General features: G+C 67.6%; 29 protein-coding genes, 1 tRNA gene and 1 riboswitch. Of the genes, 17 read left to right on the top strand and 13 right to left on the bottom strand.

Annotated elements, in window-relative coordinates; all coding sequences use genetic code 11:
- Nucleotides 1-3: 3 nt before the first annotated feature.
- Nucleotides 4-1,116 carry a phosphoserine transaminase gene (serC, locus tag ACFQDH_RS00975; RefSeq protein ID WP_382397626.1) on the bottom strand — a complete coding sequence of 371 codons (1,113 nt, stop codon included), beginning with the start codon at nucleotides 1,114-1,116 and terminating at the stop codon, nucleotides 4-6.
- A gap of 33 nt (nucleotides 1,117-1,149) precedes the next feature.
- On the opposite strand from serC, the gene pdxH reads away from it, so the two are divergent.
- From pdxH to ACFQDH_RS00945, 6 genes are all read left to right on the top strand, one after another.
- Complete coding sequence (gene pdxH, locus ACFQDH_RS00970) at nucleotides 1,150-1,830, top strand: pyridoxamine 5'-phosphate oxidase (protein WP_382397624.1); 681 nt, start codon at nucleotides 1,150-1,152, stop codon at nucleotides 1,828-1,830.
- Nucleotides 1,831-2,452: 622 nt separating this feature from the next.
- On the top strand, nucleotides 2,453-3,142 hold the full coding sequence (locus tag ACFQDH_RS00965) for a metal-dependent transcriptional regulator (protein ID WP_382397622.1): 690 nt from the start codon (nucleotides 2,453-2,455) through the stop codon (nucleotides 3,140-3,142).
- 122 nt (nucleotides 3,143-3,264) lie between these two features.
- Nucleotides 3,265-3,460: riboswitch (cyclic di-AMP (ydaO/yuaA leader) on the top strand.
- On the top strand, nucleotides 3,461-4,231 hold the full coding sequence (locus tag ACFQDH_RS00960; protein ID WP_382397620.1) for a C40 family peptidase: 771 nt from the start codon (nucleotides 3,461-3,463) through the stop codon (nucleotides 4,229-4,231).
- A 96-nt stretch (nucleotides 4,232-4,327) separates the two neighbouring features.
- A complete protein-coding gene (locus tag ACFQDH_RS00955) occupies nucleotides 4,328-4,762 on the top strand; it encodes a DUF6918 family protein (RefSeq protein WP_382397618.1) in 435 nt (144 codons plus the stop codon).
- Nucleotides 4,763-4,884: 122 nt separating this feature from the next.
- Entirely contained in the window at nucleotides 4,885-5,628 is a 744-nt protein-coding gene (locus ACFQDH_RS00950) for a dienelactone hydrolase family protein (protein ID WP_382397616.1), read from the top strand.
- A gap of 3 nt (nucleotides 5,629-5,631) precedes the next feature.
- The gene (locus tag ACFQDH_RS00945; protein ID WP_382397614.1) at nucleotides 5,632-5,904 is read left to right on the top strand and encodes a DUF6295 family protein; all 273 of its coding nucleotides are present in this window, start codon (nucleotides 5,632-5,634) and stop codon (nucleotides 5,902-5,904) included.
- Here the strand turns inward: ACFQDH_RS00945 and ACFQDH_RS00940 are convergent.
- Complete coding sequence (locus ACFQDH_RS00940) at nucleotides 5,901-6,434, bottom strand: hypothetical protein (protein WP_382397612.1); 534 nt, start codon at nucleotides 6,432-6,434, stop codon at nucleotides 5,901-5,903. The two genes, ACFQDH_RS00945 and ACFQDH_RS00940, sit on opposite strands and share 4 nt — an antisense overlap.
- Nucleotides 6,435-6,513: 79 nt before the next feature.
- Between ACFQDH_RS00940 and ACFQDH_RS00935 the strand changes: the two genes are divergently transcribed.
- Together ACFQDH_RS00935 and ACFQDH_RS00930 are read left to right on the top strand one after the other, a co-directional pair.
- Complete coding sequence (locus ACFQDH_RS00935) at nucleotides 6,514-7,296, top strand: DUF429 domain-containing protein (protein ID WP_382397610.1); 783 nt, start codon at nucleotides 6,514-6,516, stop codon at nucleotides 7,294-7,296.
- On the top strand, nucleotides 7,293-8,270 hold the full coding sequence (locus tag ACFQDH_RS00930; RefSeq protein WP_382397608.1) for a GTP pyrophosphokinase: 978 nt from the start codon (nucleotides 7,293-7,295) through the stop codon (nucleotides 8,268-8,270). The genes ACFQDH_RS00935 and ACFQDH_RS00930 overlap by 4 nt, the downstream gene beginning before the upstream one ends.
- A 10-nt stretch (nucleotides 8,271-8,280) precedes the next feature.
- Here the strand turns inward: ACFQDH_RS00930 and ACFQDH_RS00925 are convergent, their stop codons facing one another.
- The 5 genes from ACFQDH_RS00925 to ACFQDH_RS00905 all read right to left on the bottom strand — a co-directional run bounded on the left by ACFQDH_RS00925 (nucleotide 8,281) and on the right by ACFQDH_RS00905 (nucleotide 12,461).
- Nucleotides 8,281-8,736: an SRPBCC family protein gene (locus ACFQDH_RS00925; protein ID WP_382397606.1), complete on the bottom strand. Its 456-nt coding sequence runs from the start codon at nucleotides 8,734-8,736 to the stop codon at nucleotides 8,281-8,283.
- A gap of 73 nt (nucleotides 8,737-8,809) precedes the next feature.
- Nucleotides 8,810-9,040 carry a hypothetical protein gene (locus ACFQDH_RS00920; RefSeq protein WP_465253888.1) on the bottom strand — a complete coding sequence of 77 codons (231 nt, stop codon included), beginning with the start codon at nucleotides 9,038-9,040 and terminating at the stop codon, nucleotides 8,810-8,812.
- Nucleotides 9,037-10,641 (bottom strand): sialidase family protein, encoded by a 1,605-nt coding sequence (locus ACFQDH_RS00915; protein ID WP_382397602.1) that lies wholly within the window; start codon nucleotides 10,639-10,641, stop codon nucleotides 9,037-9,039. Before ACFQDH_RS00915 ends, ACFQDH_RS00920 begins: the two co-directional genes overlap by 4 nt.
- Before the next feature lie 100 nt (nucleotides 10,642-10,741).
- On the bottom strand, nucleotides 10,742-11,710 hold the full coding sequence (locus ACFQDH_RS00910; RefSeq protein WP_382397600.1) for an acetylxylan esterase: 969 nt from the start codon (nucleotides 11,708-11,710) through the stop codon (nucleotides 10,742-10,744).
- Entirely contained in the window at nucleotides 11,703-12,461 is a 759-nt protein-coding gene (locus tag ACFQDH_RS00905) for a FadR/GntR family transcriptional regulator (RefSeq protein WP_382397598.1), read from the bottom strand. Before ACFQDH_RS00905 ends, ACFQDH_RS00910 begins: the two co-directional genes overlap by 8 nt.
- A gap of 109 nt (nucleotides 12,462-12,570) precedes the next feature.
- Here ACFQDH_RS00905 and ACFQDH_RS00900 point away from each other — a divergent pair, with 109 nt between their 5' ends.
- From ACFQDH_RS00900 to ACFQDH_RS00860, 9 genes are all read left to right on the top strand, one after another.
- Complete coding sequence (locus ACFQDH_RS00900) at nucleotides 12,571-14,208, top strand: ABC transporter substrate-binding protein (protein WP_382397596.1); 1,638 nt, start codon at nucleotides 12,571-12,573, stop codon at nucleotides 14,206-14,208.
- Nucleotides 14,209-14,256: 48 nt separating this feature from the next.
- Nucleotides 14,257-15,213 carry an ABC transporter permease gene (locus ACFQDH_RS00895; protein ID WP_382397594.1) on the top strand — a complete coding sequence of 319 codons (957 nt, stop codon included), beginning with the start codon at nucleotides 14,257-14,259 and terminating at the stop codon, nucleotides 15,211-15,213.
- Complete coding sequence (locus ACFQDH_RS00890) at nucleotides 15,213-17,228, top strand: dipeptide/oligopeptide/nickel ABC transporter permease/ATP-binding protein (protein WP_382397592.1); 2,016 nt, start codon at nucleotides 15,213-15,215, stop codon at nucleotides 17,226-17,228. Before ACFQDH_RS00895 ends, ACFQDH_RS00890 begins: the two co-directional genes overlap by 1 nt.
- Nucleotides 17,221-18,261 (top strand): ABC transporter ATP-binding protein, encoded by a 1,041-nt coding sequence (locus ACFQDH_RS00885; protein ID WP_382397590.1) that lies wholly within the window; start codon nucleotides 17,221-17,223, stop codon nucleotides 18,259-18,261. The genes ACFQDH_RS00890 and ACFQDH_RS00885 overlap by 8 nt, the downstream gene beginning before the upstream one ends.
- Before the next feature lie 3 nt (nucleotides 18,262-18,264).
- On the top strand, nucleotides 18,265-19,197 hold the full coding sequence (locus tag ACFQDH_RS00880; RefSeq protein WP_382397588.1) for a dihydrodipicolinate synthase family protein: 933 nt from the start codon (nucleotides 18,265-18,267) through the stop codon (nucleotides 19,195-19,197).
- The gene (locus ACFQDH_RS00875; protein WP_382397586.1) at nucleotides 19,194-19,919 is read left to right on the top strand and encodes an ROK family protein; all 726 of its coding nucleotides are present in this window, start codon (nucleotides 19,194-19,196) and stop codon (nucleotides 19,917-19,919) included. Before ACFQDH_RS00880 ends, ACFQDH_RS00875 begins: the two co-directional genes overlap by 4 nt.
- On the top strand, nucleotides 19,916-20,095 hold the full coding sequence (locus ACFQDH_RS00870; protein WP_382397584.1) for a hypothetical protein: 180 nt from the start codon (nucleotides 19,916-19,918) through the stop codon (nucleotides 20,093-20,095). The genes ACFQDH_RS00875 and ACFQDH_RS00870 overlap by 4 nt, the downstream gene beginning before the upstream one ends.
- Nucleotides 20,096-20,123: 28 nt before the next feature.
- A complete protein-coding gene (locus tag ACFQDH_RS00865; RefSeq protein ID WP_382397582.1) occupies nucleotides 20,124-20,810 on the top strand; it encodes an N-acetylmannosamine-6-phosphate 2-epimerase in 687 nt (228 codons plus the stop codon).
- A 613-nt stretch (nucleotides 20,811-21,423) separates the two neighbouring features.
- The gene (locus tag ACFQDH_RS00860; protein WP_382397580.1) at nucleotides 21,424-21,909 is read left to right on the top strand and encodes a signal peptidase I; all 486 of its coding nucleotides are present in this window, start codon (nucleotides 21,424-21,426) and stop codon (nucleotides 21,907-21,909) included.
- Between the two features lie 22 nt (nucleotides 21,910-21,931).
- On the opposite strand, the gene ACFQDH_RS00855 is transcribed toward ACFQDH_RS00860, so the two are convergent.
- The 6 genes from ACFQDH_RS00855 to mftB all read right to left on the bottom strand — a co-directional run bounded on the left by ACFQDH_RS00855 (nucleotide 21,932) and on the right by mftB (nucleotide 26,588).
- Nucleotides 21,932-22,004: transfer RNA gene (locus ACFQDH_RS00855), tRNA-Arg, on the bottom strand.
- A gap of 179 nt (nucleotides 22,005-22,183) precedes the next feature.
- Nucleotides 22,184-23,626 carry a mycofactocin biosynthesis glycosyltransferase MftF gene (mftF, locus tag ACFQDH_RS00850; protein ID WP_382397578.1) on the bottom strand — a complete coding sequence of 481 codons (1,443 nt, stop codon included), beginning with the start codon at nucleotides 23,624-23,626 and terminating at the stop codon, nucleotides 22,184-22,186.
- Nucleotides 23,619-24,392, bottom strand: coding sequence for a mycofactocin-coupled SDR family oxidoreductase (locus ACFQDH_RS00845; RefSeq protein ID WP_382397576.1), 774 nt, complete (start codon nucleotides 24,390-24,392; stop codon nucleotides 23,619-23,621). Before ACFQDH_RS00845 ends, mftF begins: the two co-directional genes overlap by 8 nt.
- Nucleotides 24,389-25,114, bottom strand: coding sequence for a mycofactocin biosynthesis peptidyl-dipeptidase MftE (gene mftE, locus ACFQDH_RS00840; protein ID WP_382397574.1), 726 nt, complete (start codon nucleotides 25,112-25,114; stop codon nucleotides 24,389-24,391). Before mftE ends, ACFQDH_RS00845 begins: the two co-directional genes overlap by 4 nt.
- A complete protein-coding gene (gene mftC / locus ACFQDH_RS00835) occupies nucleotides 25,111-26,313 on the bottom strand; it encodes a mycofactocin radical SAM maturase (protein WP_382397572.1) in 1,203 nt (400 codons plus the stop codon). The genes mftE and mftC overlap by 4 nt, the downstream gene beginning before the upstream one ends.
- Entirely contained in the window at nucleotides 26,310-26,588 is a 279-nt protein-coding gene (gene mftB / locus ACFQDH_RS00830; RefSeq protein WP_382397570.1) for a mycofactocin biosynthesis chaperone MftB, read from the bottom strand. The genes mftC and mftB overlap by 4 nt, the downstream gene beginning before the upstream one ends.
- Nucleotides 26,589-26,600 lie beyond the last annotated feature (12 nt).

Below are 26,600 nucleotides of genomic sequence, written 5' to 3'. Positions count from 1 at the left end.
GCATCACAGATGCTCAACGACGTAATCGATGCAGGCGGTCAGCGCGGCGACATCCTCGGGGTCGACAGCGGGGTACATGCCGATGCGCAGCTGGTTGCGGCCCAGCTTGCGGTAAGGCTCGGTGTCGACAATCCCGTTGGCGCGCAACGCCTTTGCGACTGCAGCTGCGTCGACGCCGTCGAAGTCGATGGTGCCGACGACGGGGGAGCGATCGGCCGGGTCCGACACGAACGGGGAGGTGTATGACGTGCGGTCCGCCCAGTCGTAGAGCGTCGTGCTCGACGCAGCACTGCGGCCGGCGGCCCAGGACAGCCCGCCGTTCGCCAGCATCCACTCGACCTGTGCAGCCATCAACGCGAGCGTCGCGACTGCAGGCGTGTTGTAGGTCTGCTCAAGTCGCGAATTGTCCACGCACACCTGCAGATCCAGCGTCGCGGGGGTCCAGCGTTGGGCGCTGAGGGTCTCGATCCGCTCTAGCGCTGCCGGGGACATCGCGGCGAACCAGAGGCCGCCGTCGGAGGCGAAGACCTTCTGCGGAGCGAAGTAGTAGGCGTCGGTCTCGGCGAGGTCGACGGGTATGGCGCCCGCCGCCGACGTCGCGTCGACCAGCATCAGCTCGTCGCCGGAGCCGGGCACCCGCCGGACCGGCGTGGCCACGCCGGTGGACGTTTCGTTCTGGGCCCAGCAGTAGGTGTCGACGCCGTGGCTGGTCTGCAGCTGCACCGAGGTACCCGGCTCGACCTCGGCGACGATCGGGTCGGCAAGGAAGGGTGCACTGCGCGCGACGGTCGCGAACTTCGCACTGAACTCACCGCACACGGCGAAGGCGCCGCGGTCGCGGATCAGCCCGAACGAGGCCGCGTCCCAGAACGCATTGGTGCCGCCCATGCCGACGACGATCTCGTAGCCCTGCGGTGCGCTGAGCAGCTCGGCGAGGCCGGAGCGGACCGCCGCGACGAGGTTCTTGACCGGGGCTTGCCGGTGCGACGTGCCGAGCACCGTGCGACCCTGCGAGAGCAGCGCATCGAGCTGCTCCGGGCGCACTTTGCTCGGCCCGGAGCCGAAGCGGCCGTCGGAGGGTTTCAACGAATCAGGGATGACGAGTTGGTCTGTCACGGCTCCGATTCTGCCAGCGGTACCGTCGAGCACATGCAGCCGATCAAGCGTTGGGACTACGCAGGCGAGGGTTTGGACGAGCACGAACTGCCGCCTGGGCCGTGGAATCTCATCGATCAGTGGGTCGCTGACGCGCGGGCGCGGCAGGACGAGCGCGGCGACGTGCCGGAGCCGGAAGCGATCTCGGTCGCGACCGTCGGCGGCGACGGACAGCCGCACGTGCGGACGGTGCTGATGCGCTATCTCGCGCAGGACGGCCCGGGTTTCTACACCAACTTCGGCAGCCGCAAAGGCCTTGACCTCGCAGCGAATCCGCGCATCGCCGCCGCACTCACCTGGCCGCCGATGTACCGAGCGATCCGCTTCACCGGTATGGCGCAGCGCCTGCCGGAGCAGGTCACGACCGACTACTTCCGCAGCCGCCCCTACGGGTCACGGATCGGCGCCTGGGCCTCGCACCAGTCGCAGCCCACGGCGACACGCGCGCAACTGGAAGAGGCCGTTGCGTCATACGAGGCGAAGTGGCCGGACACCGGCAGCGCGCAGGGCGTGCCGCTGCCGGACTTCTGGGGTGGGTACGTCGTGCACTGCGACGAAGTGGAGTTCTGGGCCGGCCGCAGCAGTCGCCTGCACGACCGGCTGGTCTACGTCCGCACCGGTGACGGCGACCTGGCCGACGGGACCTCCTGGCGGATCGAGCGTCGCCAGCCGTAGGGGTCTCGATACGCGGCTCGTTCCTCGCCGCTACTCGACCACCTTGGGCGGCTCGTTCCTCGCCGCTACTCGACCACCTTGGGGAATGGGACAGCCCGTGGGCTCCGGCTCAATGCCGGGAAGCACGATGGACGAGATCGCGCGCCCACGGGCCGCGGTGGCTGCGTTGGAGTAGCTACCGAACGTCCGTTTCGTCGGTCCACACGGAGGTGGCCGGCGACGAATACGTAGGTTGCGAACTAGCTCGCAACCACCTCACGCGTCCTTTGAGAATTCACTCGTGGACCACCTCCTTTCTCGTGTGCCACCACGCTAAGCCGAAGGGCACGCCACTGGCAATGGATTTAGCCCGCGTGCCCGCAGGAGGTCGGCCGAGAGGCCCGAGATGCAAGAACGGCTGGCGCCCAGGGGAGGTGCGCCAGCCGTCCGAGCTGCACCTTGCGGTGTGCTCACCCCGCCCGTAAAACGAACGGTTCGGGATGCCGTGGGTCAGGGGGAGGAGCCCCACGGCTTCCAAGAACAAGAACGTAGCGTGCCCGGCAAGGATTCCCGATAATATTGACCGAAATTTTTCGGAGAGGGTCCGATGGCACCTGTCACCGCTTAATGGCAGGCTTACGGTGTGAGCGAGCTGATCGACACCACCGAGATGTACCTCCGCACGATCTTCGACCTTGAGGAAGAAGGCATCGTGCCGCTGCGTGCACGCATCGCCGAGCGGCTGGGACACTCCGGACCCACTGTGTCTCAAACTGTTGCCCGAATGGAGCGCGACGGCCTGTTGACCCTGGCCGGCGACCGTCACCTGGAGCTGACCGACCACGGTCGGATGCTCGCGACCCGGGTGATGCGCAAGCACCGGCTCGCTGAGCGGCTTCTCGTGGACATCATCGGCGTCGAGCTCGAGTTCGCGCACGACGAGGCGTGCCGATGGGAGCACGTGATGAGCGAGCGCCTCGAGCGCAAGATCCTCGGCATGCTGGGTGAGCGACACATCTCGCCATACGGCAACCCCATCCCCGGGCTCGAAGAGCTGGGCGAGGAGGAGACGCGGCTGCAGTTCCGTGACGGTGTGCGCCCGATGACCGAGGTCGGCACCGACCTGCCGGCCAGCTTCGTCATCCGCCGCGTCGGTGAGCCCGCACAAGCCGACCAGGAGGCGTTGAGCGTCCTGACCGCTGGCGGCATCACACCCAACGCCAAGGTCGAGATCCATCTCGAGGGCGACCGCGTGCTGGTGCGCGCCGAGGGCGGCGAGGCCGTGTCGCTGCCGCGCGACGTGGCCATGCACGTGTTCGTCGACGCCGACTGAGCGTGTCGCAATCGCCACAACTCAACGTTTTTCAAACTTTTTTCCACCAGATCGTGACCTCGCTGTGACTTTCCCTCCGGGGTTGTGTACCGTTTTCCCCGGCCCGCCAATCGGTGGGTTCCCGTGAGGCAACGCCGAATCCTGCCAGCTGATCGGGTGCAACGATTCCGCACGGCAGGAGCGGGGGACCCAAATTCGGGTGGCGCAAGCCGCCCTAGGGGCGAAGTTTCACCGCGGCACCGCACGGTGCCGCACCGAGACCGAGTATCTCCAACTCGAGCCCGACAGCTGACCTCGTAGGCGACGGAGAGGTAATTCGTGTCCATTCTTGGTACGCGCGGTCGACACCGCGCCCCGAGCAAGTTGTCGTCGACCTTCAACTCGACCGCGCGCGTATCGGCCACTGTTGCCGTCGCCGGTGGACTGGTGGCCTCGATCGCCGCACCGCAGGCCGCACAGGCCACCACGGGTGTCGCGTCGATCACCGGCCCGAGCTCGGTCGACTTTGCCACCCAGGCTTCCCGCGCCCAGGCGCTGGCGCACCCGCTGACTGCGACGAAGGCCGAGCAGCAGCTCAGCGCGGTCCGTGCGCAGGCACAGCTGGCGACCCCCGTCGCAGCCAAGCGCTACGAGGCCCCGAAGAAGGTTGTCCGCCCGCGCGCGACGTCGGTCTCCCGCACCGCGACGCGTCCGACGCAGCCGGTGGCCAACCCGGCCCCGAAGCCGGCACCCGTCACCCAGGCGCCCCCGGCCGCCAGTGGCATCGTCGGCATCGCTGAGCGCTACATCGGCTCGCCCTACGTCTACGGTGGCGCCAGCCCGGCCGGTTTCGACTGCTCCGGCTTCACGTCCTACGTTTACGCGCAGGCCGGCAAGTCGATTCCGCGGACCGCGACCGCGCAGATGCAGATGGCGACCCGAGTCAGCAACCCGCAGCCGGGTGACCTCATCTTCTTCGGCAACGGCAGCTCCGCCTACCACGTGGCCATCTACGTCGGCAACGGCATGATGATCGACGCCAACCACCCGGGTGGCACCGTCGGCGTCCGCGCGATCTACAGTGGTGTGTCCGGCTACGGCCGCATCTGATCGACTGTCTGATCCACCAGCTTCACTGAACGCCGCGTCCGGCCCGCCGGGCGCGGCGTTCGTCATACCCATTGCACCCATCGAAAGGCAGAACGCATGACCTTGTCCGAAACCCTGCTCGCCGCCGACCGTCGCCCGCAGGTCGTGACCGACCTGGCCGCGGTGATCGACGCCGAGGTGAAGGACAAGAAGGGCCTGAGTGGTGCCGCGATCAAGGCCGGGTACGCCGCCGTGCGCAAGTTCAACCCGACGGTCACGACCGACGCGACGAATCGCATGCTGCCGGAGGTCGCGACGGCACTGCAGCCCTTCTGGGAAGATTTCGCCGGCTCGGGCGACTTCGGTGCGTACCTCGCCGGGCGCGGTGACGAGGCGGCCGACGCGCTGCTCGCCGTGACGGACAAGCGGGCCGCTGCCACGGACCGCGAGCCGCTGAGGCGTGCCTACAAGGGCCTGCGCGGCAAGGCCAAGGACAACGTCAAGCAGGCTCTGCCCCGACTCGGCAAGGTCATCCAGCAGTACGCGTCCTGAGATTGTGGGGTTCGTTCCTCACCTCCACATCCTCAGCGCGAACTGTGCTTGTTGGGGCGGCCTGCGGGCCACGCGTCCTGACCGCCGGGTTGCCGCTCAAGTAGGTCTGATAGACCTTCGATATGTCTGATTCGCTGCACGCAACGACCGTGCGTCTCACCGGCTCCGACGGCGCCGAGATCGAGGCCTATCTCGCGACGCCCGACGGTGACCAATCTCGTGGCGGCGTCGTCGTGATCCATCACCTGCCCGGCTACGACCGGGCCACCAAGGAGATGGTCCGCCGCTTCGCCGAGCTGGGCTACGACGCAATCTGTCCGAACCTCTACTCCCGGCAGGCTCCGGGCGCCGACCCCGCCGATGCGGCCGCCACGGTGCGCGCGGCCGGTGGCATCGCCGACGAGCAGCTCGTCGTCGACGCCGAAGCGGCTGCGGCCTACCTGCGAGCGCTGCCGCACTCCAACGGCAGGGTCGGCGTGATCGGCCACTGCTCGGGCGGCCGACACGCCGTCCTGGCCGCGTGCCACGTCGACCTGGACGCGGTGGTGGACTGCTACGGGGCGTTCGTCACCGGCACACCGGCCGAGGGCTACCCGCTCAACGTCACGAACCTGGTGCCGCTCCTGCCGCAGTTGCGCGCGCCGCTGCTCGGCCTCTTCGGCAAGGACGACAAGTTCCCCAGCCCGGAGCAGGTCGCCGAGCTGGACGAGATCCTCACCGCGAACGACAAGCCACACACGTTCTTCTCGTATGACGACGCAGGGCACGCCTTCTTCGCGGTCGACCGACCGTCATACAAGGTGGCCGCCGCGAACGACGGCTGGGAACGCATCGAAACCTTCTTCGGCGAGCAGCTGGGGGCCTGACGCATGTGCACCTACATCACGGTCACGACCGACGTCGAAGGCAGCGCAAAAGGGCCGGGCGGCAAGTGGTTCAAGATCACCGACGCCGCTGCTTACTACGACCACCCGGTCCATGCGATGGCCGAGCACACGCTCAACGTGGACCTGACCGACCCGAGTGCCGGCCCGGGACAGCGCATCGCGCTGGAGCTGACCGCAGCGTCCGCGCAACGGCTCATCGACTCGATCCAGCAGGCACTGGACGCAGCACCGGACGAGCTCAAGGCCGCCGGTTAACGAGCCGCCCCGATCGACCGCGGCGGAGGCGGCGGGACGATGGTGACGGTCTGAGTGACAGTCGTCGTCTGCGGTGGGGGAGCGGAGCCCGTGGCGGTGCTCGTCTCCGTCTTAGTTTCTGTCGCGGTCTGGGTCACGGTGGTGTTCTTGCCCGGCTGCACGACCTGAACGGTCGTGGTCTTGCCCGGCAAGGTCACCGTCGACGTTTCGGTGAATGTGCTGTCGCTCGCCGGGCCGGACGAGGCCCGCTGGGTGACGGTCTGCGTCGGGCCGGGTTGGGTCTCGGTGACCGTTTGCGGGCTGGTGCCGGTGTCTCCACCGCCGCCGCTGCCGGCCAGTAGATAGATGCCGATGGCACACAACGAGGCGATCCCAGCGCCGATGAGCGCACCGGGCAACAAGCCCGGCGCGTCCCGATGCCGCGGCTCGTCATCGCCGTAGTCGTCGTCCGGATCGGCCCATTGGTCCATGAACTCGTCGCTCGCGGACTGCTGTTCGCCGTCACCGCTTGCCTGCGTGCTGTTCGGCATGTCGTCCATGCTACGAGCAGGAGGCTGCTGTTCGGTGCTTCGCCGCCGGGTGCGCGCGTCGATACGGCATGCTGCAGGCATGCACTTCGTCGGTATCGATCTCGCCTGGGGTCTGAAGAATCCCACCGGAGTCGCCGTGCTGGACGAGACGGGGACGCTGTGTCACGCGAGCGCGGTGCGCACCGATGACGAGATCGTCGCCGTGGTCCGAGCGGCCGTTCCCGGCGGCTGTTTGGTCGGCATCGACGCGCCGCTGATCGTGGTCAACCCCAAAGGCAGCCGAGCCGCCGAGCGTGCCCTGGGGCGTGACTTCGCGGCATACGAGGCGGGTGCGCACCCCTCGAACACCGGCAACCCGGCGTTCGCCGACGGGACCCGCGCCGGCCGCATCGCCGGCCTGCTCGACCTCGACATGGACCCCGAATCGCACGGGCCGCGCCGTGCCCTGGAGGTCTATCCGCACGCGGCCACTGTCGCCCTCTTCCGGCTCGGGCGGAGCCTGAAGTACAAGAACAAACCCGGCCGGTCGGTCGATCAGCTGCAGGCCGAGATGCTGACGCTGATCCGGCTGCTGGAGTCGCTCGAGACCGCGAAACCGGCGCTACGGCTGAAGCACAGCGCGCACTGGCAACAGTTGGCCGACAGCGTGCAGTCCGCGACGCAGAAGGCGCAGCTGCGGCGTGCCGAGGATGCGATCGATGCGGTGATCTGTGCGTATGTCGCAATGCTTGCCCACGAGGCGCCAGAGCGGGTCACCAGGTATGGCGACTACGCCACCGGCTACATCGTGACGCCGACGCTGCCGGAGGGTATGCAACCCAGCCGTCGATCTGCCAAGGGGCGAGCCGAGCGGAGGTGGTGAGCGCCGCGCGGCGTGACTATGCCGTGCAGTTCCCCAGTGTCGAGCGGGCAGCGGCCGACGCCGTCGCACTGATCGCCGGGGTGCTCGACGATGCCGGGCTCAACTACTTGTCGGTGGACGGACGGGCCAAGACCGTTGCGTCCTTCGCGGAGAAGGCGATGCGTGAGCAGAACGGCGTCCCGCTCTACCCGGACCCGATGAGCGAGATCGGCGACACCATCGGGGTGCGGGTGATCACCTATGTGCGCCGCGACGTCGACGCCGTCGTGCAGTTGCTCGCCGCCGAGACCGAGGTGCTCGACGACCGCGACCTCGGCCAGGAGACCGCCAGCGAGGGGCGGTTCGGCTACTCCAGCCGGCACCTGCAGATCCGCCTCGTCCCGGAGGACCGCGCCGAGCTGCCGGAGCTCGGCGACCGGCACGTCCAGGTGCAGATCCGCACGGTGCTGCAGCACGCGTGGGCCGAGTTCGAGCACGACATCCGTTACAAGGGAACGATTCCGACCGAGCAGCGCCCCGACTTCGACCGGCGGTTCACACTGGCGGCCGGGCTGCTCGAACTGGCCGACGAGGAGTTCTCAACGATCCGGGACAAGCTGCAATCCGGTGCCGCCGAGGCGGTGCCCAGCGGTTTGGCTGCGGACCAGATCTCCTCGCGCGAGCTGGCCGCCTATCTTGCCGGGCAGTACGCCGAAGCAGCCTGGTCCCGCGCCGACCACTACTCCTGGATCGCGGGGCTGGTGGGCGAGCTCGGCATACAGTCACTGGCGGAGCTGGCCGAGACGTTGCGCACCGACGACTCCGCCACGATCGACGAGCGAATGGCCTACCGCACCCCACCGGGCGCGGTGCGACGGCTGGACGACGCGTTGCTCTACCGGTTCGGTGACGAGTATGTCGCCCTCGAAGGCAACGCACACCGAGTGGAGCGGCTGGAGTCGCGGCTGAGCAAGCTGCGCGGCGCAGGGTCCTGACAGGGATCCCTCAGGTGGATTCGACTGCGGCAGCTAGCTTTTCGAGGGACGCCGACAGCATGTCGGGAGTCGTGGAACGCGCGCGCTCCATGCGGTTCTCATCGGTCAGCTGAGACCAGTCGTAGGTGTGTATGACGCGGGTGTTTCCCTCGCCTTCCGGCTCCAGCGCCCAACGCCATAGGTGTCCGGCCGGTGGCTGGCCTTCGCTGCTGGGGCACCACGCGATGCGCCGGCCTTCCTCGAACTCCACGACCAAGTTGTCGCGGACGTTGCCGTTGTGCAGCGTCATCCGGAAGACGTCTCCGATCGCCTGCACGCGCTGGCCCGCATCGGCGTGGGCGATGTTGTGGTTGCCGTCCCACGCCGGCTGGCGGCTCGGATCGGCGATCAGCTCGAAGATCTGCGCCGCGGGTGCAGCGATGTCGCGGGTGGCGCTGACGACCTTGGTCTCTTCCGGTGTTGTCATAGAACCCATCGTGGCAGCAGAGAGCCCCGTCCGCCGCTGGAGTCGGCGGACGGGGCCTCGCCCGGTGAGAAGCTCAGTGCGAGGCGCTCAGGTCCACGGACTCACCGGTGGTCCCGCTGGTCGCGTTGCCCGCCACAGACTGACCGGTCACCGCGAGCTGCGGGACGTAGCTTCCGGCGGTGACATCGGCATTCGAGATCGTGTGCGTGCCGTACCTGCAGTTGTATGACGCGCCCGGCGCCAGCGAGGAATAGTGGCATCGGGCCAGATTGTCCTGGTTGCCGGTCACCGTCACGTTGGTCAGAATTGTGTTGCCAGTGTTGGTGATTCGCGTGACGTAGGTCGCGACGTCATCGATCGTGCCGCTCCGTCCGCCGGCATCCAGGTGGTCCAGGTACGACTCGATGCCGAGCCTGGGGGTTGCTGGTGCGTCCTCGTTGGCATTGACCGTGACGGTGATTTCGGCATCGGAGGAGTTCCCCGCGGCGACATACCGGACGGACAACTGATGGGCACCGGGCGCGGTGGTGAGTGCTGCCGTGACAGGGACCTGGACGGTGACGCTGCTGTTGGCCGGGATGCGGGGGCCCTGACTTCCGGCACCTGCCAGCCCTCCGGCGTGCTCGCCTGCAACGTTCCGGACCCGAGCTCGTGACCGGTCTGATTGGTGATCGTGAGCGGGACAGTCTGGGTGTCTCCTGCCGTGATGGCGGTCGGCGCCGCGCTGATCGGCGCGCACAGTGCACGCATCGACTTCAGCGAGAACGACGTGTAGGTCATGTGCTGGTAGCCGTCGCGCTCGTAGAACAGGCCGACCCGGTCGGGCGAAACCATCGCCAGCGTGGAGTATGCCGCGCTCTCGGTGTCGATGACCTTCGACGCGGCCCACGTCTTCCCGTCGTCGCACGACAACCGCACGGTCTCGTTGCGTCGGATCGACGGGTCGTCGTTGTTCGCGAACAGCAGCAGGTGCGACGCCGGGTCGCTCGCCGGAGCGTTCGGGGCGACGCGGAGCACCGCGCCGTTGTCGGCAGGGTCCACGAGGGTCGGGTCGGCGACCGGGGTCGAATAGGTCTGGCCGCCGTCGTGCGAGATGGCGACCAGTCGGTGCCCGGACGCGCGGCTGTTGAGCATCACCGTCCCGTCGGCGAGCTGGACGGTCTTGTTCTCGTCCATCCCCGGACCGACGGGTTCGCCCATCTGCCAGGTGTTTCCGTCGTCGTCGCTGTACGCGCTGGCTGCGTAGTTCTGACCACTGATGCGTATGACGTACTGCTGGATGAGCCGTCCGGCATGCGGGCCGGTGGTCAGCTGGATCCCTTGCCCCGATGCGGCGAACATGCCGGCCCACGACGGATCCTTGATCTGCGGCGTGATGCGACGGGAGTGCCAGGTCGCGCCGTCATCGTCGGAGTAGCTGTAGTCGGCCTGCAGCACGTTGGGGTCGTCCGGGTCGTTGCCGGTGCTGGAGCCGCCGAACCCCTGGTTCATGCCTGCTGCGTAGAACAGGAAGATCCGGCCAGTGTGCTGGTCGACCAGCAGGCTCGGGTCGCCGTACCCGTGCGGGGCAGGGTCCCGGCGGACGATCTGCTGCTTCGTCCAGCTCTTGCCGCCGTCGGTGCTACGCCGGATGGCGATGGCGATGTTGCTGGGCAGGTCGCCCATCGTCGGGCGTCCGTCGTATGCCGCGATCAGGGTGCCTTTGGTGGTCTTGGTCAGGGCCGGGATGCGGTATTGCGGAATGCCGTTCGTTCCGCGGGTCGCCAGGTTGATCGAGGCGTCGACCGGCGGTGTGGCGGCAGAGGCACCAGGAAATGCCGTGACAGCGAGTAGGGCGCCGGTGCCGACTCCGGCGAGTGCGTGTGTGAAGCGGGAGTGCGCATGGGGAACGTGTCCTTTCGACATACATCAGACGTCTGATGTTTAAGGACCGTAGCGCCGCGAGAGTGCGCGGTGTGGATTCGGCGTCACCGGTTTCGACAGGCGGTCGACGCCGCTCGGCCGGTCAGCTCCAGAGGCCCTGCAGCCACTCGACGGCGGCGACCTGATCGTCCGCCTCGCCACCCTCGTGGTTGTTGTAGGGGTGGACGTCGACCTGTTTTGGCCCGGCGTAATGGTTGTAGACGCCGAAACCGCCGGACGGTGGGCAGATGGTGTCCATCAGCGCGATCGAGAACTTCGCGGGCGCGGTGGCATGGGCGGCCAGCGTGATGCCATCGACGTAATCCATTGTCCGCAAAGCGGTTTCGGCCTCGGAGCGGTGGGTGCCGAGGAAAGCCAGCAGCTCGAAGTAGGGACGCTCCTCAGTGACGCGCACCGCACGACGCACGTCCGCGAGGAAGGGAACGCCGATAACCGACGCCCGCACCAGGTCGCCGGCCAGAGCAGTGGCCGCCAGTGCGATCGCGCCGCCCTGGCTGGCGCCCGCAACCGCGAGGTGCTCCGGGTCGGTGCCGTCGAGCGTGAGCGCGGCCTCGATAGCCCGGACGGCGTCGGCGAATACGCGCCGGTAGAAGTAGTCGTGCGGGTCGAGGATCCCCTGGGTGAGGAACCCCTCGACGTACGGCGAGTTGCTGCCCGCCGGATCGCCGGTGTTGCCTGCCCGGCGCGCACGGGCGCCCTGGCCGCGGGTGTCCATGACCAGCGTCGCGAAACCCGCGGCCGGCCAGCCGAGCCAGTCCAGGGGAGTGCCACGCCCGTCGCCATACCCGAGGAACTGCACGACGGTGCCCTGCACATCGGCCCGGGGTCGGATGTGCCAGGCGTTGATCCGATGGCCGCCGAAGCCGGCGAACGACATGTCGCTGGTGATGACGTTCGGCAGGTATGCCGCTGCCGGGCGTGACTCGACGGCGAGGTCGTGCGCGCGGGTCTCGGCGAGCGTGATGTCCCAAAAGCTTTGCCAGTCCTGCGGTTCGCGCCTGTCGGGCAGGTAACTCTCGAGTCGGTCGAGTGGCAGGTCGAACTCAGGCACCGGCCGGCTCCTCGGCGGTGGGCAGCGGGTCGGTGTCGGCGGCGAGCGCTGCGAGTTTGACGATCTGTTCCTTGACCGGGGCGTAGTGTTCCTCGATCGCTGTCTGGAGCCGCTCGAGGTCGTGCGCGGCGGCGGCATCGACGATCTCCACGTGGGCGTGTGCAGTGCGCTGCCAACTGCGATCGCTGACGTCGAGGGTCGTTCCGACGCGGGACTGCACCTCCCAGAACGCCCCGGTCAGTTGCACCACGAGATCGTTGCCGATCGGCTGCAGCAACAGCAGGTGGAAGGCGCGGTCCTGCTCGACATACGGCTTGCCGCGATCGGCAAGGACGCACATCTGCTGGGCGAGATCGGCGAGCTTGCCGCGCTGGTCGTCGTCCAGCCCGTCGATGATCATCCCCGCGAAGCCTTGCTCCATCAGCTGCCGGATCGACACGACGTCGGAGAGAACGCGGTAATCGGACGTGGTGCCCAGGAGCGACCGGAAGGCGAGGCTTTCGACCATTGCACTGAGCGACAGGCTGCCCACGAAGGTGCCGTGGCCGTGACGGACCTCGACGATGTCGAGCGCGCTGAGCGTCCGGATCGCCTCGCGGACGCTGGAGCGACTCGCGCCGATGGCGCTCATCAGCTCCGGCTCCGTAGGAAGCGGGTCGCCGGCCCTCAGGCGGCGGTCCTGGATGTAGCTCTTGATCTGCTCCACGACCTGCAACTGGGCAGTCCGTGGTCGCCCGTCAGCGTTGCTCATGTGCGACCTCCCTCAAATTTTCTGCACTGAAGTCACCGTATCTCAACATCAGACGTCTGATGTCTTGTATGGTCCCTTCCATTCACCACTTAGCAACCTGGAGGCCGCCGTGTCCCACAAGAACTCACCGCTCGATCCTGCCGGACTCACCGGCGCTTCGCGGCGGCAATTTTTGAAATACACCAGTGTTCTCGGAGCCGCAGCGGGAATCGCGGCGACGGTCAGCGCCTGCGGGCCGTCCAGTGGAACGTCCGGCAGCGGCGGAGGTGGCGGCAAGGGCGGATCGTCGACCATCGCTGCGACTCTCGCCTTCCAACTGTCCGGCACGCTCGACCCCGCCAATCACTCCAGTGCGGTGGCGACCGCCGCGAACCAGCACGTCTTCGAGGCGCTGATCGACCTCGACCCGGCCTCCCGGCAGCCCTACCTCGCGCTGGCGAAGGCACAGCCCAAGGCAAGCGCCGACGGGCTGACCTGGACCGTGGAACTGCGTGACGGTGCGAAGTTCTCCGATGGCTCCACCGTGACCGGCGAGGACATTGCGTGGTCATTCACCCGCGCGCTGGATCCGACGATGCTGATGTCGCAGTTCATCTCGTTCATCAAGTCGGTGAAGGCCACCGGCACAACGACGGCGGAGTTCACCCTCAAGGAGCCGTTCCCGCTCTTCCCGACCCGCATCTCGGTCATCAAGATCGTGCCCAAGGCCCAAACCAAGACAGCCGCGCAGGCCAAGACGTTCGGCGACAAGCCGATCGGCTCCGGCCCGTGGGTGCTGGACTCGGCCGATCCGAACAGTGGCCTGACCTTCTCGACCAACAAGCACTACAACGGTCAGTACCAGGCCAAGGCTTCCAAGATGGTCTGGCACACGACCACGCAGGATTCCACCCGCATCGCAGACCTGCAGAGCGGCCGCTCCCAGGCGATCGAGGCGGTGCCCTTCGTCAACGTCAAGCAGCTGCAGAAGAGCAAGCAGGTCGAGGCCAAGCAAGCCTTCAACCAGATCTTCCTGATGTTCAACTGCGCGGCAAAACCCTTCGACGACAAGCGAGTTCGGCAGGCGCTGCACTACGCCCTCGACACCGACGCCATCATCAAGACGGCCTTCCAGGGGTACGCCTCGGCCGCCGAGAGCTACCTGGACGAGGGCAACCCGGACTTCCAGAAGGCGTCGACCGTCTACAACCACGACCCGGCGAAGGCCAAGAAGCTGCTCGCGGAGGCCGGCGTGTCGAACCTTTCGATCGAGCTGGTCACCACCGACGCCGGGGCGGTTGCATCGACGGCGCCGCTGATCATCGACGCGTGGAAGCAGGTGGGTGTGTCGGCGAAGCTGAACACGTCGCCGTCCTCCGCGGTATACGCACCGGCGCCCGACGGACTGGTCTCCAAGTCCAACTTCCAGGTCTTGCTGGCCTCGGGTGACCCGACCGTGTATGGCGTGGACGTCGACCTCTTGCTGCGCTGGTTCTACTACGGCGCGACCTGGCCCACCGAGCGCTTCCGCTGGTCGAAGGCGTCGGCGCAGAAGGTGGCCGGATGGCTGGACGAGGCCGCCAAGGAGTCCGACAAGACCAAGCAGAAAGCGTTGTGGCAGCAGGCGATCGACTTCATCGCCGACGACGTGCCGCTCTACCCGGTGGTGCACACCAAGATGGTCACCGGGTGGGACGACAAGAAGCTGACCGACTTCGAACCGGTCGCCACCACGGGCCTGTACTTCCTCAAGGCCAAGCCGGCCTGAGGCACCGTCCATCATTCCTGACCAGGTCCCACTCGAGGAGGTGTTCGCATGGCTCGCGTCCTGAGCCTGATCTTCCGGCGAATACTGACGCTGATCCCGCTACTGCTCGGCATCGCACTGTTCGTCTTCGTCATCATGCGGTTGTCGCCGGTGAATTCCGCGGTCTCCGCGCTCGGCGACGGCGCGAGTAAGCAGCAGATTGCGCAGTACAACCACGAACACGGTCTCGACAAGTCGCCGCCGGTGCAGTTCGTCCACTTCATCGGCGACCTGCTGACCGGCAACCTGGGTACGACGCAGTCGCTGAACAAGTCGGTGTCGGGCCTGGTCGGGGAGGCGTTGCCGGTCACCCTCGAGCTGACGGCGCTGGGTGTGCTCCTGGCATTCGTCCTCGCGATGGTGCTCGGCATCGCCGCGGCCCTCTACCGCGACAAGTGGCCTGACCACGCAGTGCGCGTCATCTCGATGGCAGGCATCTCGATCCCGTCATTCTGGTTGGCACTGTTGTTGATTCAGCAGTTCGCGATCAGCCGGTCCTGGCTCCCGAACGCCGGGTACGTCAACCCCGGTGACGACTTCGGCGGCTTCCTGAAAGCCATGGCGATGCCGGCGGTGTCGCTGGCGTTGCCCGTCGGATGCTCGCTCGCCCGGATCGTGCGGACCTCGATGGTGGAGGAACTGGACAAGGACTACGTGCGCACGGCATACGGCGCGGGTCTGCCGCCATACGTCGTGGTCGGGCGGAACGTGCTGCGCAACGCGCTGGTCAACCCGCTGACGGTCCTCGGACTGCGGGTGGGCTACCTGCTCGGCGGCACCATCATCATCGAGGCGATCTTCCAGTTGCCGGGCATGGGAACGCTGGTCATGCAGGCGGTGACGACGAACGACACGTCCCTGGCGCAGGGCACCATCCTGGTCATCGCCGGCTGCTTCGTCGTCATCAATCTGGTCGTCGACCTGCTCTACATGGTCGCCAACCCGAGACTGCGAGGAGGCCACTGATGGCTGGATATCGCGCGGGCCTGACCCGCAAGCTGTCGGACAACCCGGGCACCCGGTCCATGAGCCTGTCCCGCCTCGGCATTCCGTCCCGCATCGCGCTCTGCTTCGTGGGTTTGCTGATCCTGGTGGCGATCTTCAGCGGGTTGCTCACGCCGCACGACCCGACGCAGACCGGACTCGATGCCGTGGGCACCGGCCCGAACGGTGACTACTGGTTCGGTCTCGACGCGTCCGGCCGAGACATCTTCTCCCGATTGATCGCCGGCACCCGACGCTCGCTCGAGGTCGGCTTCGGGGCAGCTGCGTTCGCCCTCATCTTCGGGTCGCTGCTCGGCGCGGTCGCTGCGACCAGCCGCAAGGTGGTCGACGAGATCATCATGCGGCTGCTGGACATCGTGATGGCCTTTCCGGCGATCGCGCTGGCGGCGGTGCTCGTCGTCGCCTACGGCAAGGACAAGTTGTCGGTGTTGATCCTGGCGATCGGTTTCGTCTTCACACCGTCCATCGCCCGGGTGGTTCGGGCCAACGTGCTCTCGCAGTACGGCGAGGACTACGTGGCCGCGGAGCAGGTCATCGGTGCCCGCCGCTTCCACATCCTGCGGCGGCACGTGATGCGCAACTGCGCGGCACCGGTCATGGTGTTCACCACGGTGATGGTCGCCGACTCGATCATCTTCGAGGCATCGCTGTCCTTCATCGGTGGTGGCCTGCCCGGTCAGGCGGCGCAGTCGTCGTGGGGCTCGGTCATCGCCTACGGCCAGCAGATCCTGCAGGCCGGTGGCTGGTGGGCGACGTTCTTCCCCGGACTTCTCATCCTGGTGACCGTGCTGTGCCTCAACGTGTTGTCCGAAGGCATCTCGGACGCCTGGGCGGCGCCCGCGGCTCGCGGAAGTGCATCGACCGGACCGGCCGAGATCGAGGCCGAGGAAAGCGCCGCCGGTGGCGGCGCTCCCGCGGAGGCGCTGCCGGGACTGGCGATCGCCGCCGAGCGGCTGCGTGCGAGCGCCCGTCCGCGGCCGGAGGCCGAGCCGATCCTGACGGTGCGCGATCTGCGCATCGACTTCCCCGAGCGGCATCGCGGGGTGGCCATCGTGGACGGTGTCGATCTCGCGGTGCGGCCCGGCGAAGTGCTCGGCCTGGTCGGCGAGTCCGGCAGCGGAAAGTCGTTGACCTCACTCGCGATCATGGGTCTGTTGCCCAAGGGCGCGCACGTCACCGGTTCGATGGCCTTCGACGGCAAGGAACTGGTCGGCATGAAGCCGGGTCGACGTCGTGCTCTGATGGGCCGCGACATCGCGATGGTCTATCAGGACGCGCTCTCGGCGCTGAACCCCGCGATGACCGTCAAAGCCCAACTGCGACAAATCATTCGGCGTGACGGCACGCGGTCCGCCGAGGAGCTGATGGGCCTGGTCGGGCTGGACGCGCAGCGGACGCTGTCGTCATACCCGCACGAACTGTCGGGTGGTCAGCGGCAGCGCGTCGTCATCGCGATGGCGTTGGCCCGTGACGCCAAGCTGATCATCGCCGACGAGCCGACCACCGCGCTCGACGTCACCGTGCAAGCACAGGTCATCGAGCTGCTGCTCCGGTTGCGCGCGGAATACGGCTTCGCGCTCATCCTGGTCAGCCACGACCTGGCGCTGGTCAGCGAGGTGTGCGACCGCGTCGCCGTCATGTATGGCGGCCGGATCGTCGAGGACGGCGTCGCCGCCGACGTGGTGGAGCAGCCTCAACACCACTACTCCCGCGGGTTGCTGGGCTCGGTGCTGTCCCTGGAGGCGGGTGCCGAACGGCTCACCCAGATTCGCGGGACGGTGCCGTCGCCGGCCGATTTCCCGGCGGGCTGCCGGTTCGCGGACCGTTGTCCGGCGGCGACCTCGATCTGTCACGACGAGGTGCCGGACATGCTGGTCCACGGCGTCAACCCGGACAGTCACCGGTCCGCGTGTCATCACGCGGTGACCGAGCAGGTCTCCACTCCCGATCTGGTGAAGGCGGCATCTCATGAATGACTCCCCGCTGCTCGAGGGCAAGGACCTGCACGTCGTGCACCGGATCCGCAGTGGCGGCTTCTTCGGCAGCGGTCACGTCTACGCGCTGACCGGTGCCGACATCTCGATCGAAGCGGGTACCACGGTCGGCATTGTCGGCGAATCCGGTTGCGGCAAATCGACACTCGCGAGGGTCCTCGTCGGGCTGCAGCGCCCCACCGACGGTGCGCTCTTGTGGGAGGGCAAGGACGTCTGGTCGATGTCGACCCGCGAACGGCGGGCCGTGCTCGGGCGAGGTGTCGGCATGATCTTCCAGGATCCGTCCGGGTCGCTGAACCGACGTATGCCGGTGTCGGAGATCATCCGGGATCCGCTGGACGTGCACCGCTGGAAGTCCTCGGCGGAGCGGGCCGTGCGGGTGCGGGAGCTGATGGATCTCGTCGGCCTGCCGAGCTCGCTCGCAGATGCGTTGCCGACGTCGCTCTCCGGCGGTCAGCGCCAGCGCGTCTCGATCGCACGGGCACTGGCACTCGACCCCTCGCTCGTCGTGGCCGACGAGCCGACGAGCGCGCTGGACGTGTCGGTCCGGGCCCAGATCCTGAACCTGTTGCTCGACCTCAAGCGTGAGCTCAACCTGGCAATGGTCTTCGTGTCACACGACATTCAGACCGTGAAGCGGGTGAGTGACCGGGTCATCAGCATGTATCTGGGGCGCATCGTCGAGCAGGCTCCCGCAGCTGGGCTCCCCGACGACGGACGGCACCCCTACACGCGGGCGCTTTTCTCGGCAGCACCGAGCCTGCTGCACCCCACGGACCCGATCCCGCTGGGCGGGTCCGTTCCGTCAGCGTCGGCACCACCGAGTGGCTGCCCGTTCCGCACCCGCTGCTGGCGGGCGGATGACGTCTGCGCCACCACGATGCCGGCGTATGACGAGGTCGCCGACAACCACTCGATCCGCTGCTATCACCCGATCGAATCAACAACCACCACAACAGAATTGCTGCGCGAGGCTACCGCCGACAACCGCGGGGCAACTGCGCAAGGAGCGTAAATCGTGTCCACCTACACCGGTGTCATCCCGCCCGTCGTCACCCCGCTGACCGAGGACGGACAGGTTGACCGGAGCTCGCTCGAGCGGCTCGTCCAGTACCTGCTCGACGGTGGTGTCGACGGTCTCTTCGCGCTCGGCAGCTCCGGCGAGACGGTCTTCCTCACCGATGCGCAGCGCGATATGGCGCTGGACGTCATCGTGCGCACCGCGGCCGGTGCCGTGCCCGTCATGGCCGGCTGCATCGAGCCGGCCACCCCGCGGGTGCTGGACCGGGTGCGCGCGGCCGAACGACTCGGTGCGGACGCGACAGTGGTCACCGCACCGTTCTACGTGATCGTCGGACCGTACGAGATCGAGCGGCACCTGCGCGCGGTATCGGCGGCATCCTCGCTTCCCGTGCTGGCCTACGACATCCCGGTGTGCGTCGGCCGCAAGCTGCCGCTGGACATGCTGCTGCGGCTGGCTGCCGAGGGCGTGCTGGCCGGGGTCAAGGACTCCAGCGGCGACGATGTCGCCTTCCGGCAGCTGCGGATCGGACTGGACGACCAGCAGGACGCCGGCTTCTCGCTGTTGACCGGGCACGAGTTGGTCGTCGACGGAATGCTGCTCGCCGGCGCGTCGGGGTCCGTGCCCGGGCTGGGCAACGTCGACCCGGCCGGCTACGTCCGCCTGCATTCGTATGCCGACAAACAGGACTGGGCCGGCGCACGAACCGAGCAGGAACGGCTCGGCCGGCTCTTCAGGATCGTCGATGCGCCGGACCCGGCGACGACAGCGGGCGCCACCCGTGGCGTCGGTGCCTTCAAGACCGCGCTGCACCTGTTGGGAGTCATCGACTCGCCGACCGTCTCCCTGCCGATGCGAACCTTCGACGACGCCGAAACCGGCCGCGTGCGTGAGCAATTGGAGCTTGCCGGACTCGACGTCCGGCGATGAGGACTCACCGGTCGGGCGTCGCGGTCGGTGTCGACATCGGTGGGACCAAGACCGTTGCCGCGCTGGTCGACACCGATGGGCAGGTGATCGGTCGGGCCACCGAAGGGACGCCTGGATCCGACGGACCCGACGCAATTCTGGCGACAGTGCTCAGACTGATCAACGTTGTCGCGGACGGCACTCGGCCGCTCGGCGTGGGCGTCGGGTCGGCCGGGGTGATCGATCATCGGTCGGGAGTGGCGCGATCGGCCACGAAGGTGCTGCACGACTGGGCCGGAACGCCTGTGCGAGAGCGGATCTCGGACGCGACCGGGTTGCCCGTGCGCGTGGTGAATGACGTGCACGCGCATGCGCTGGGCGAGGCCTGGATCGGTGCCGGCGCCGATGCGGAATCACTGCTGATGGTGGCGGTGGGCACCGGCGTCGGTGCGTCGTTCCTCCGCGGGGGCGACGTGCTGTTCGGCGCGCACGAGGTGGCGGGCCACCTCGGGCACATCCCGGCGGCCGCGGCCGAGGGTCGCCCGTGCGTTTGCGGCCGCGTGGGTCACCTGGAGGCGATCGCAGCGGGGCCGGCACTGGCGGCGTCATACAGCGAACGGATCGGGCGACAGGTGCGTACGGTGCAGCAGATCGTGCAGGACGCCGACGCCGGATCCACTTGTGCACGAGAGGTGCTCACCCAGGGGCCGAGGCGCTCGGCGCCGCGGTCGGTGGAACGGTGAATCTCCTGGACCCTGACACAGTAGTGATCGGCGGGGGAGTCGTCGGAGCCGGCGAGCAGTGGTGGGGTCCGATGGAGCGGGCGCTGCACGAGCAGTTGTTGCCGGCGACCGAAGACGTGCGGGTGTCCCGCAGCCAACTCGGGGTGACGCCGCCCTTGCGGGCGCAGCGAGCCTGATCCTGAACACTGACCCCGTGCGGAAGGAATGCCGTTGAGCAACAACGTGATCGAGAGTCTGCGCGGCAGGTTGATCGTGTCGTGTCAGGCATACCCGGGCGAGCCGATGCGCGATCCGCGGACGATGGCCCGGGTGGCGCTGTCCGCTGCGCGCGGAGGTGCCGCCGCCATACGAGCGCAGGGGCTGGACGACCTGCGACTGATCCATCAGCAGGTCGACCTGCCGGTGATCGGTCTCTGGAAGGACGGTGACGCGCCGGTCTACATCACTCCGACGCTGGAGCACGCGCTGGCCGTCGCGGAGACGGGGGTCGAGATCGTCGCCATCGACGGCACGGCACAGGAGCGCCCCGATGGTAGAACCGTTGCCGAGATAATCAGCGAATTACACCGGCGCACAGGCGTTTTGGTGATGGCGGACTGCTCCACGCTGGACGAGGGGCGCGCCGCCGCTGACGCCGGCGCGGATCTGGTCGGGACAACGCTGGCGGGTTACACGCCATACACGACCAAGACCGAGGGCCCGAACCTGCAGCTCGTCGAGCAGTTGGCGTCGGCGCTCGAGGTGCCGGTGGTCTGTGAGGGGCGCGTACACACCCCGGCGCAAGCTCGCGCCGCGATCGATGCCGGTGCTTTCACGGTGGTGGTCGGCACCGCGATCACGCATCCGGCCACCATCACCGGGTGGTTCGCCGGTGCCTTACCTCGCGGGTAGGAGAGTCGCGGGTAAACGGTCGTGCACGCTACTGCGGCTACACCGTGTTCGGCCCACACCGGAGCATCTTGCAGGAAATATCTGTTGCAGCCAGACGGTACTAGCGAAGTGGGCGCGTGCCGAACCATTGGAACCTAATGTTCATCGCGCCCCGCGACACAAGCCGCCGGTCACTCCTTTCAGTAGCTGGGGACTTCCATGAATAAGCGTTCGACTCATCGGTTTCGTTGGCGCAGTGGGCATTTCCGCGGCACTCGTGGCCGCCGCGTCCTCAGGCACCGGGGCCGATTTGACCGACAGCGCCAGTGGCAACCTCTCGGGTTCGTCCGGAAGCCTGCCGCTGTACCACGGTTCGACGACGATAGATTTCACTGGGTTGAACCCCCTGGGTCGACAGCCAACGCCACCGTCACGTTCGGCATCACCCGTAGGGCGCATCACCGGTAGGGCAACGACGCAGAATGTGCCGTGGGCGAACGTCGGGTTCAAGATCGTCGCGACCCAGCCGGGTATCGCGCCCGGAGCAACCTGGTAACCGCACCCGTCTCCAACGGGTTGGTGGGACGGACGCGGCTCGTCCCACCAACGCGTACCCGAACGTGAGGAGTCACCTGTGCACATCCGCCGCCGCATCGCCTGGGCGTCCGTTGCGCTGCTCTTCCTCGGGGTCATTGCGGTCGGGGTCGCCCGCTGGCAGCAGGGATACCGGGCGTACGTCATACACACGGGCTCGATGACACCTACGCTCGTGCCCGGTGATCTGATCATCGACCGGCCCGCGGCGCCGCACCACTTCCCGACGGGCGACATCATCACCTTCCGGCACTCCGCCAGACCTGACCTGGTGACCCACCGGATCACCAGCGTCGCCGACACCGGCATACACGCCAAGGGCGACGGCAACCGCACGGCAGACGTGTGGACCATCTCGCCGCGCATGGTGCAGGGCGTCGAACAGACCCGGCTGCCGCTGCTCGGTTACCTCGCGGTGTATCTCAAGCAGCCGACCGGGATCGCGTCGCTGGCCACCTCGGTACTCGGGCTCTTCCCGCTGTGGCGGCTGTTCTTCCCGCCTGAGGACCCACGAACCGCGGCATGATGCGTGCTCTGTGGAAATACAGTGCCCCCGGCATGATTCGAACATGCGACACCCGCTTTAGGAGAGCGGTGCTCTATCCCCTGAGCTACGGGGGCAAGGACCGGAACGAACAGCAGCAGCAAGATCACCAGATTGGGTGAGTTGCTGCACCGTCACGCCGTGCCCGGAGTGCCAGCGCCCGATCGACCGGATGACCGTTCGAAGTAGGAGCCCGCACTGGAAGCATGCTACCGGAGCGCTGCACGTCCGCTCGCAGGTCGGGTGCGAGGTGCGGTCAGCCCGGTCGTTCGGACCGTGCTTCGGCATCGCGTTGACCAGGGCGGATCCCGCGGCGTACCAGGGGGATGAGCGCCTCCGGCGAGCGTGCGGCGAGGGCGCCCCACCAGAGGCCCAGCCCGTAGGCGAGATCGTCGAGCGTACGGAGCGCGATGAAGCGCACCGGGTCCAGCGCGGGTCGCTTGCGTCGGTGGGCGACGAGACCGGCCAGGACCGCGGAGGCCACATACGCCCGGCGGGCTCGCTTGGAGAAGGGTACGAGCCCCAGCGTCAGCGGCACGTAGTGCCGGGTGACGATCGTCGCGGTCTGTTCGAGGCTGGAACGCATCGCGACCTTCGTCAGGGCGGTGGCAGAGCCTGCAGGATCGTCGGCGGTGGCGAAGCGCTGCCTCAGCCCGCGCCACAAGGCAGCCGTTGCGCCCGCGACCAGCAGGGGACTCCATCGGCGCTGGGCGAGGAGGGCGACAGTCACCGCGGCAGTCCACGGCGTCAGCACTGCCGGCGCGACGGCTGATCCGTGTCGTATGGCGAGTGGTGCGGCGCCCGTGCCGTAGAGCAGCTTGCGTCCGAACCACTCACGGAACCGGGCCCGGTGTTCGTGTCGGACCTGCGCGTTCGGCTCGTAGCGCACTGACCATCGAGAGGCCATCCGCCATACCAGATCGACGTCCTCGGCCACCTGCATCGACTCGTCGAAACCGTTGCCCAGTGCGGACTTTCGCGCCAGCATCGCCGCACTGGGGACGTAGGAGACCCTCGCATGCGGACGGACGAGCGCCGGCTGATCGCCGAGGTCGAGGGACGAGCACGCCGCCTCGTAGCGGTGCAGGGCACTGCCGCCCTCGACCAGTCCGAGGATCCTCGGCGCCACCAGTCCGACCTTCGGATCGGTGAAATGTCGTCGCAACACGGCGAGCGTGCCCGCGTCCAGCACCACGTCGGAGTCGACGAACGCGACCAACTCCGTGTGCACCTGGCCAAGGCCGGTGTTGCGAGCCGCGGCCGGGCCGCGCGACTGTGTGTGCCGCATGTAGCGCGCGCCGTGTCGTTCACACACCGCGTTCAGTTCGTCCGGGTCGAGCGAGCCGTCATCGACGACGACGGCGCGGACCCCGTCGCAGTTCGCCAGCAACCGATCCACCGCAGCCGCCCGGTCACGCACCGGTATGACGAGCGTGATGTCGTCCGTGCGGAAGGGCGGCACCGAGTCGGGCCATCGCGGCTCGGCCATCCCGCGGTCCAGGAGGAGTCTTGCCAGCGTGCGGGACGTCGGGTCCTCGACACGCACAACACCGTTGGCATCGATGCGCTCGACCGCCGCCGGGCGTAGCCGGAGGAGGGTACCGGCGTCGCCGTACAACGTGCGGCCGTCGGTGCACCGATGGGTCCAGGCACCGAGCTTGACCTCGAAACCATCTGGCAATCGGTCGGATTCAGACACGACCGAATCCTGCATCGGCCGGCAGGATCGCCCCGTGCAGCACCGGCCCGGCGCCGAGCGCGAACACCACGACGTGCGCCAGTTCCTCGGGTCGGAGCGGCCGCTTTCCGTGCTGGTGCTGCACCAGATCGTGCACGTCGGTCAGCCCGTATGCCGCCGCGGTCTGCCGCAGCATCGTCGTGTCGGTGGAGCCCGGTGCGACACCACACGCGGTCACGGACGTTCCGACCAGGTCCGCGGCGAGCGCTCGGACGATCCCGGCCGTCGCGTGCTTCGCAACGACGTATGGCGCCAACCCGTAGAGGCCCTTCTCGCCGGCAACGCTGGTCAGCGCCACGAAGGTGGGCAAGGCCTCTGCCGGTCGGGACAAGAGGTGTGGCACGACCGCTCGCGCCAGGTGCCAGGTCGTGAGGGTGTTGAACGCGATCGACTTCTCCAGCGTCTCCTCGTCCGTCTCCCACAACGGTTGACCTCCGGTCACGGCCCCGGCGAACGCGACCGCCGCATCGACGTGACCATGACGCTGGATCACCGACCTGACCGCGGCGATCGTCGCTGCGCCGTCACGCAGGTCCACCGACATCGTCTCGATACCGGAAATGCTTTGCAGCGCAACACGATCCGCCTCATCGGCCAACGGATAGAAATCGTCCACCGTGTCGAAGGCGTCCAGCACGACGACCCGGTCGCCACGCTCGGCGAGCAACCGTGCAGTCGCCGCGCCCATGCCCCGGCCGCCACCGCCGAGGAGCACCATCCGCGTCATCGGACGGCCGTCGACGCGCGCAGGAACGAGCCGCTCTCGGCGACCGCGCCGTCCTGGATCTGGTCGGCGATGCGAGCGGCGAGTGCGCCGAGCATGCGCTCACCGTCCATCGCCGTCGCGTTGCGCGGATCGCCCAGGACACCATTGGGCGAAACTGCCTCAATTCCAGAGGATTTCATCCTCGGCCACAGTTCGGCCGCAGGAGTGGTGTTGCCGACTGCGGCTCGCTCCAGCTGAACGGACCCTGGCTCGATCGCCAACATCATCGAGGTCTCGGCGTGGCCGGCGTGTGCGTCGAAGTCCTGCTCGGCACACGTCGTCCACGCGACCGTTGGCGCCTCGAACCGCAGCAACCGGACGGCTTCGGCCAGCGCACCGACGTTGCCGCCGTGGCCGGACACCAGCACGATCCGGTCGGCCCATCGCCGGGCAGAGCGCACCAGCTCGACGAGGACGTGACGCAACGCGTCCCCGCCGATCGATATCGTCCCCGCGAAGCCTTCGTGCTCACCGCTTGATCCGTACTCCAGGCACGGCGCCACCGTCGCCGAAACACCTTGCTCGACAAGCTGTTCCGCCACCCGCTGGCACACCTCTCGGGCAATGTGGGAGTCCGTCGACAGCGGCAGGTGTGGCCCGTGCTGCTCCACGCTGCCGAGCGGCACCAGCACCACGCCGGCCCGCGCGGCACCGGCACTCGTCGCATCACCGAGATCGGTCATCCCACCACGAAGTCCCCTGGGTTCACCGGGCTTTCGTCGCACATCGTCGTCGGCGGGCGTCGCCCGATCTTCACGGGCACGGGCGCGTTACGGACCGTGCCCTTGTGTGAGTGATCCTGCGAGGGTGCCGGTCGCTCCCCGACGGTCACGAACTCGGCGTTGCCCTTGACGCACTCCGGATCCGGCCCGTCGAGCGGCATACCCGTGAAGAACTTGGCCGCCATACAGCCACCGCGGCACGAGTCGTATGCCGAGCACGAGGCACACGCACCGCCGGTCTGCGGCTCGCGCAGCGACCGGAAGAGCTCGGCCTCGCGCCATACGTGCTGGAAACCGGCATCGCGGACCGACCCCGCCAGAAAATTCTCGTGTATGGCGAACGGGCACGCATAGACGTCCCCGACCGGGTCGACCAGGCACACCACCCGACCCGCACCGCACAGGTTCAGCCCGGGCAGTGCGTCGCCGAACGCGGACAGGTGGAAGAAGGAGTCGCCGGTCAGAACGTTCTCGCCATTGGCAACCAGCCAGTCGTAGAGCTCCCGCTGCTGGTGGGGCAACGGGTGCAGGTCCTGCCAGACGTCCGCTCCACGCCCTGCCGGACGTAGCCGCGTCAGGCGCAACTGTGCACCGTGGTCATCGGCGATGGCTTTGAATTCGTCGAGCTGCGAGATGTTTTCACGAGTGCAGACCACGGACAGCTTGAAGTCCTTCATGCCGGCGTCGCGCAGGTTGTCCATCGCGCGGATCGCCGCGTCATACGTCCCGGCGCCGCGGATCGGGTCGTTGACCTCCGGCGTTGCGCCGTCCAGCGACACCTGGACATCGACGTAGTCGGTGGCTGCGAGGCGTTCGGCGCGTTCCTTGGTGATGCGAAAACCGTTGGTGGAGAACTTGACTCCGACGTGATGCGCGACGGCATAGTCGAGCAACTCCCAGAAGTCCGGCCGCACCGTGGGCTCGCCGCCGCCAATGTTGATGTAGAAGATCTGCATCCGTTCGAATTCGTCGATCAGTGCCTTGCACTCATCGGTCGTGAGTTCCCGCGGATCACGACGCCCGGACGACGAGAGGCAGTGCACACACGCCAGGTTGCAGGCGTAGGTCAGCTCCCAGGTCAGACAGATCGGTGCGTCGAGCCCGTACTCGAAGTGGTCCACCAGGCGGGTCGGTGCCGGGCGCTCGGCGACTGCAGTCATGCGGATTGCCTCTTCACGATGAGATGTTGGTCGGCGAGTCGCTCGAGAGCGGCGTGGAATCGCGGGCGGTCTTCGTCCGAAACTCCAACACTGTCAAGCACTTCCGTGATATTCGGGTGTTCACTCAGGTGACGAACCACGTCCACCAGAGCGGGGTCCTTCAGGAACGACAGGCGTCGCGTCGTGAAGTCGTAGGCCAGGGCGCCGAACGACTCGGGACGCAGCGCCACCGAACCGTTCAGCTCCCATGCCTGAGCCGAAAAGTCGTCCCTCATCTTCGACTCAGC

Source organism: Flexivirga alba, assembly GCF_042661025.1.
Classification (GTDB): domain Bacteria; phylum Actinomycetota; class Actinomycetes; order Actinomycetales; family Dermatophilaceae; genus Flexivirga; species Flexivirga alba.
Note: the sequence above shows the minus strand (reverse complement) of the source record. Positions and strands in the feature narration are given on the sequence as shown.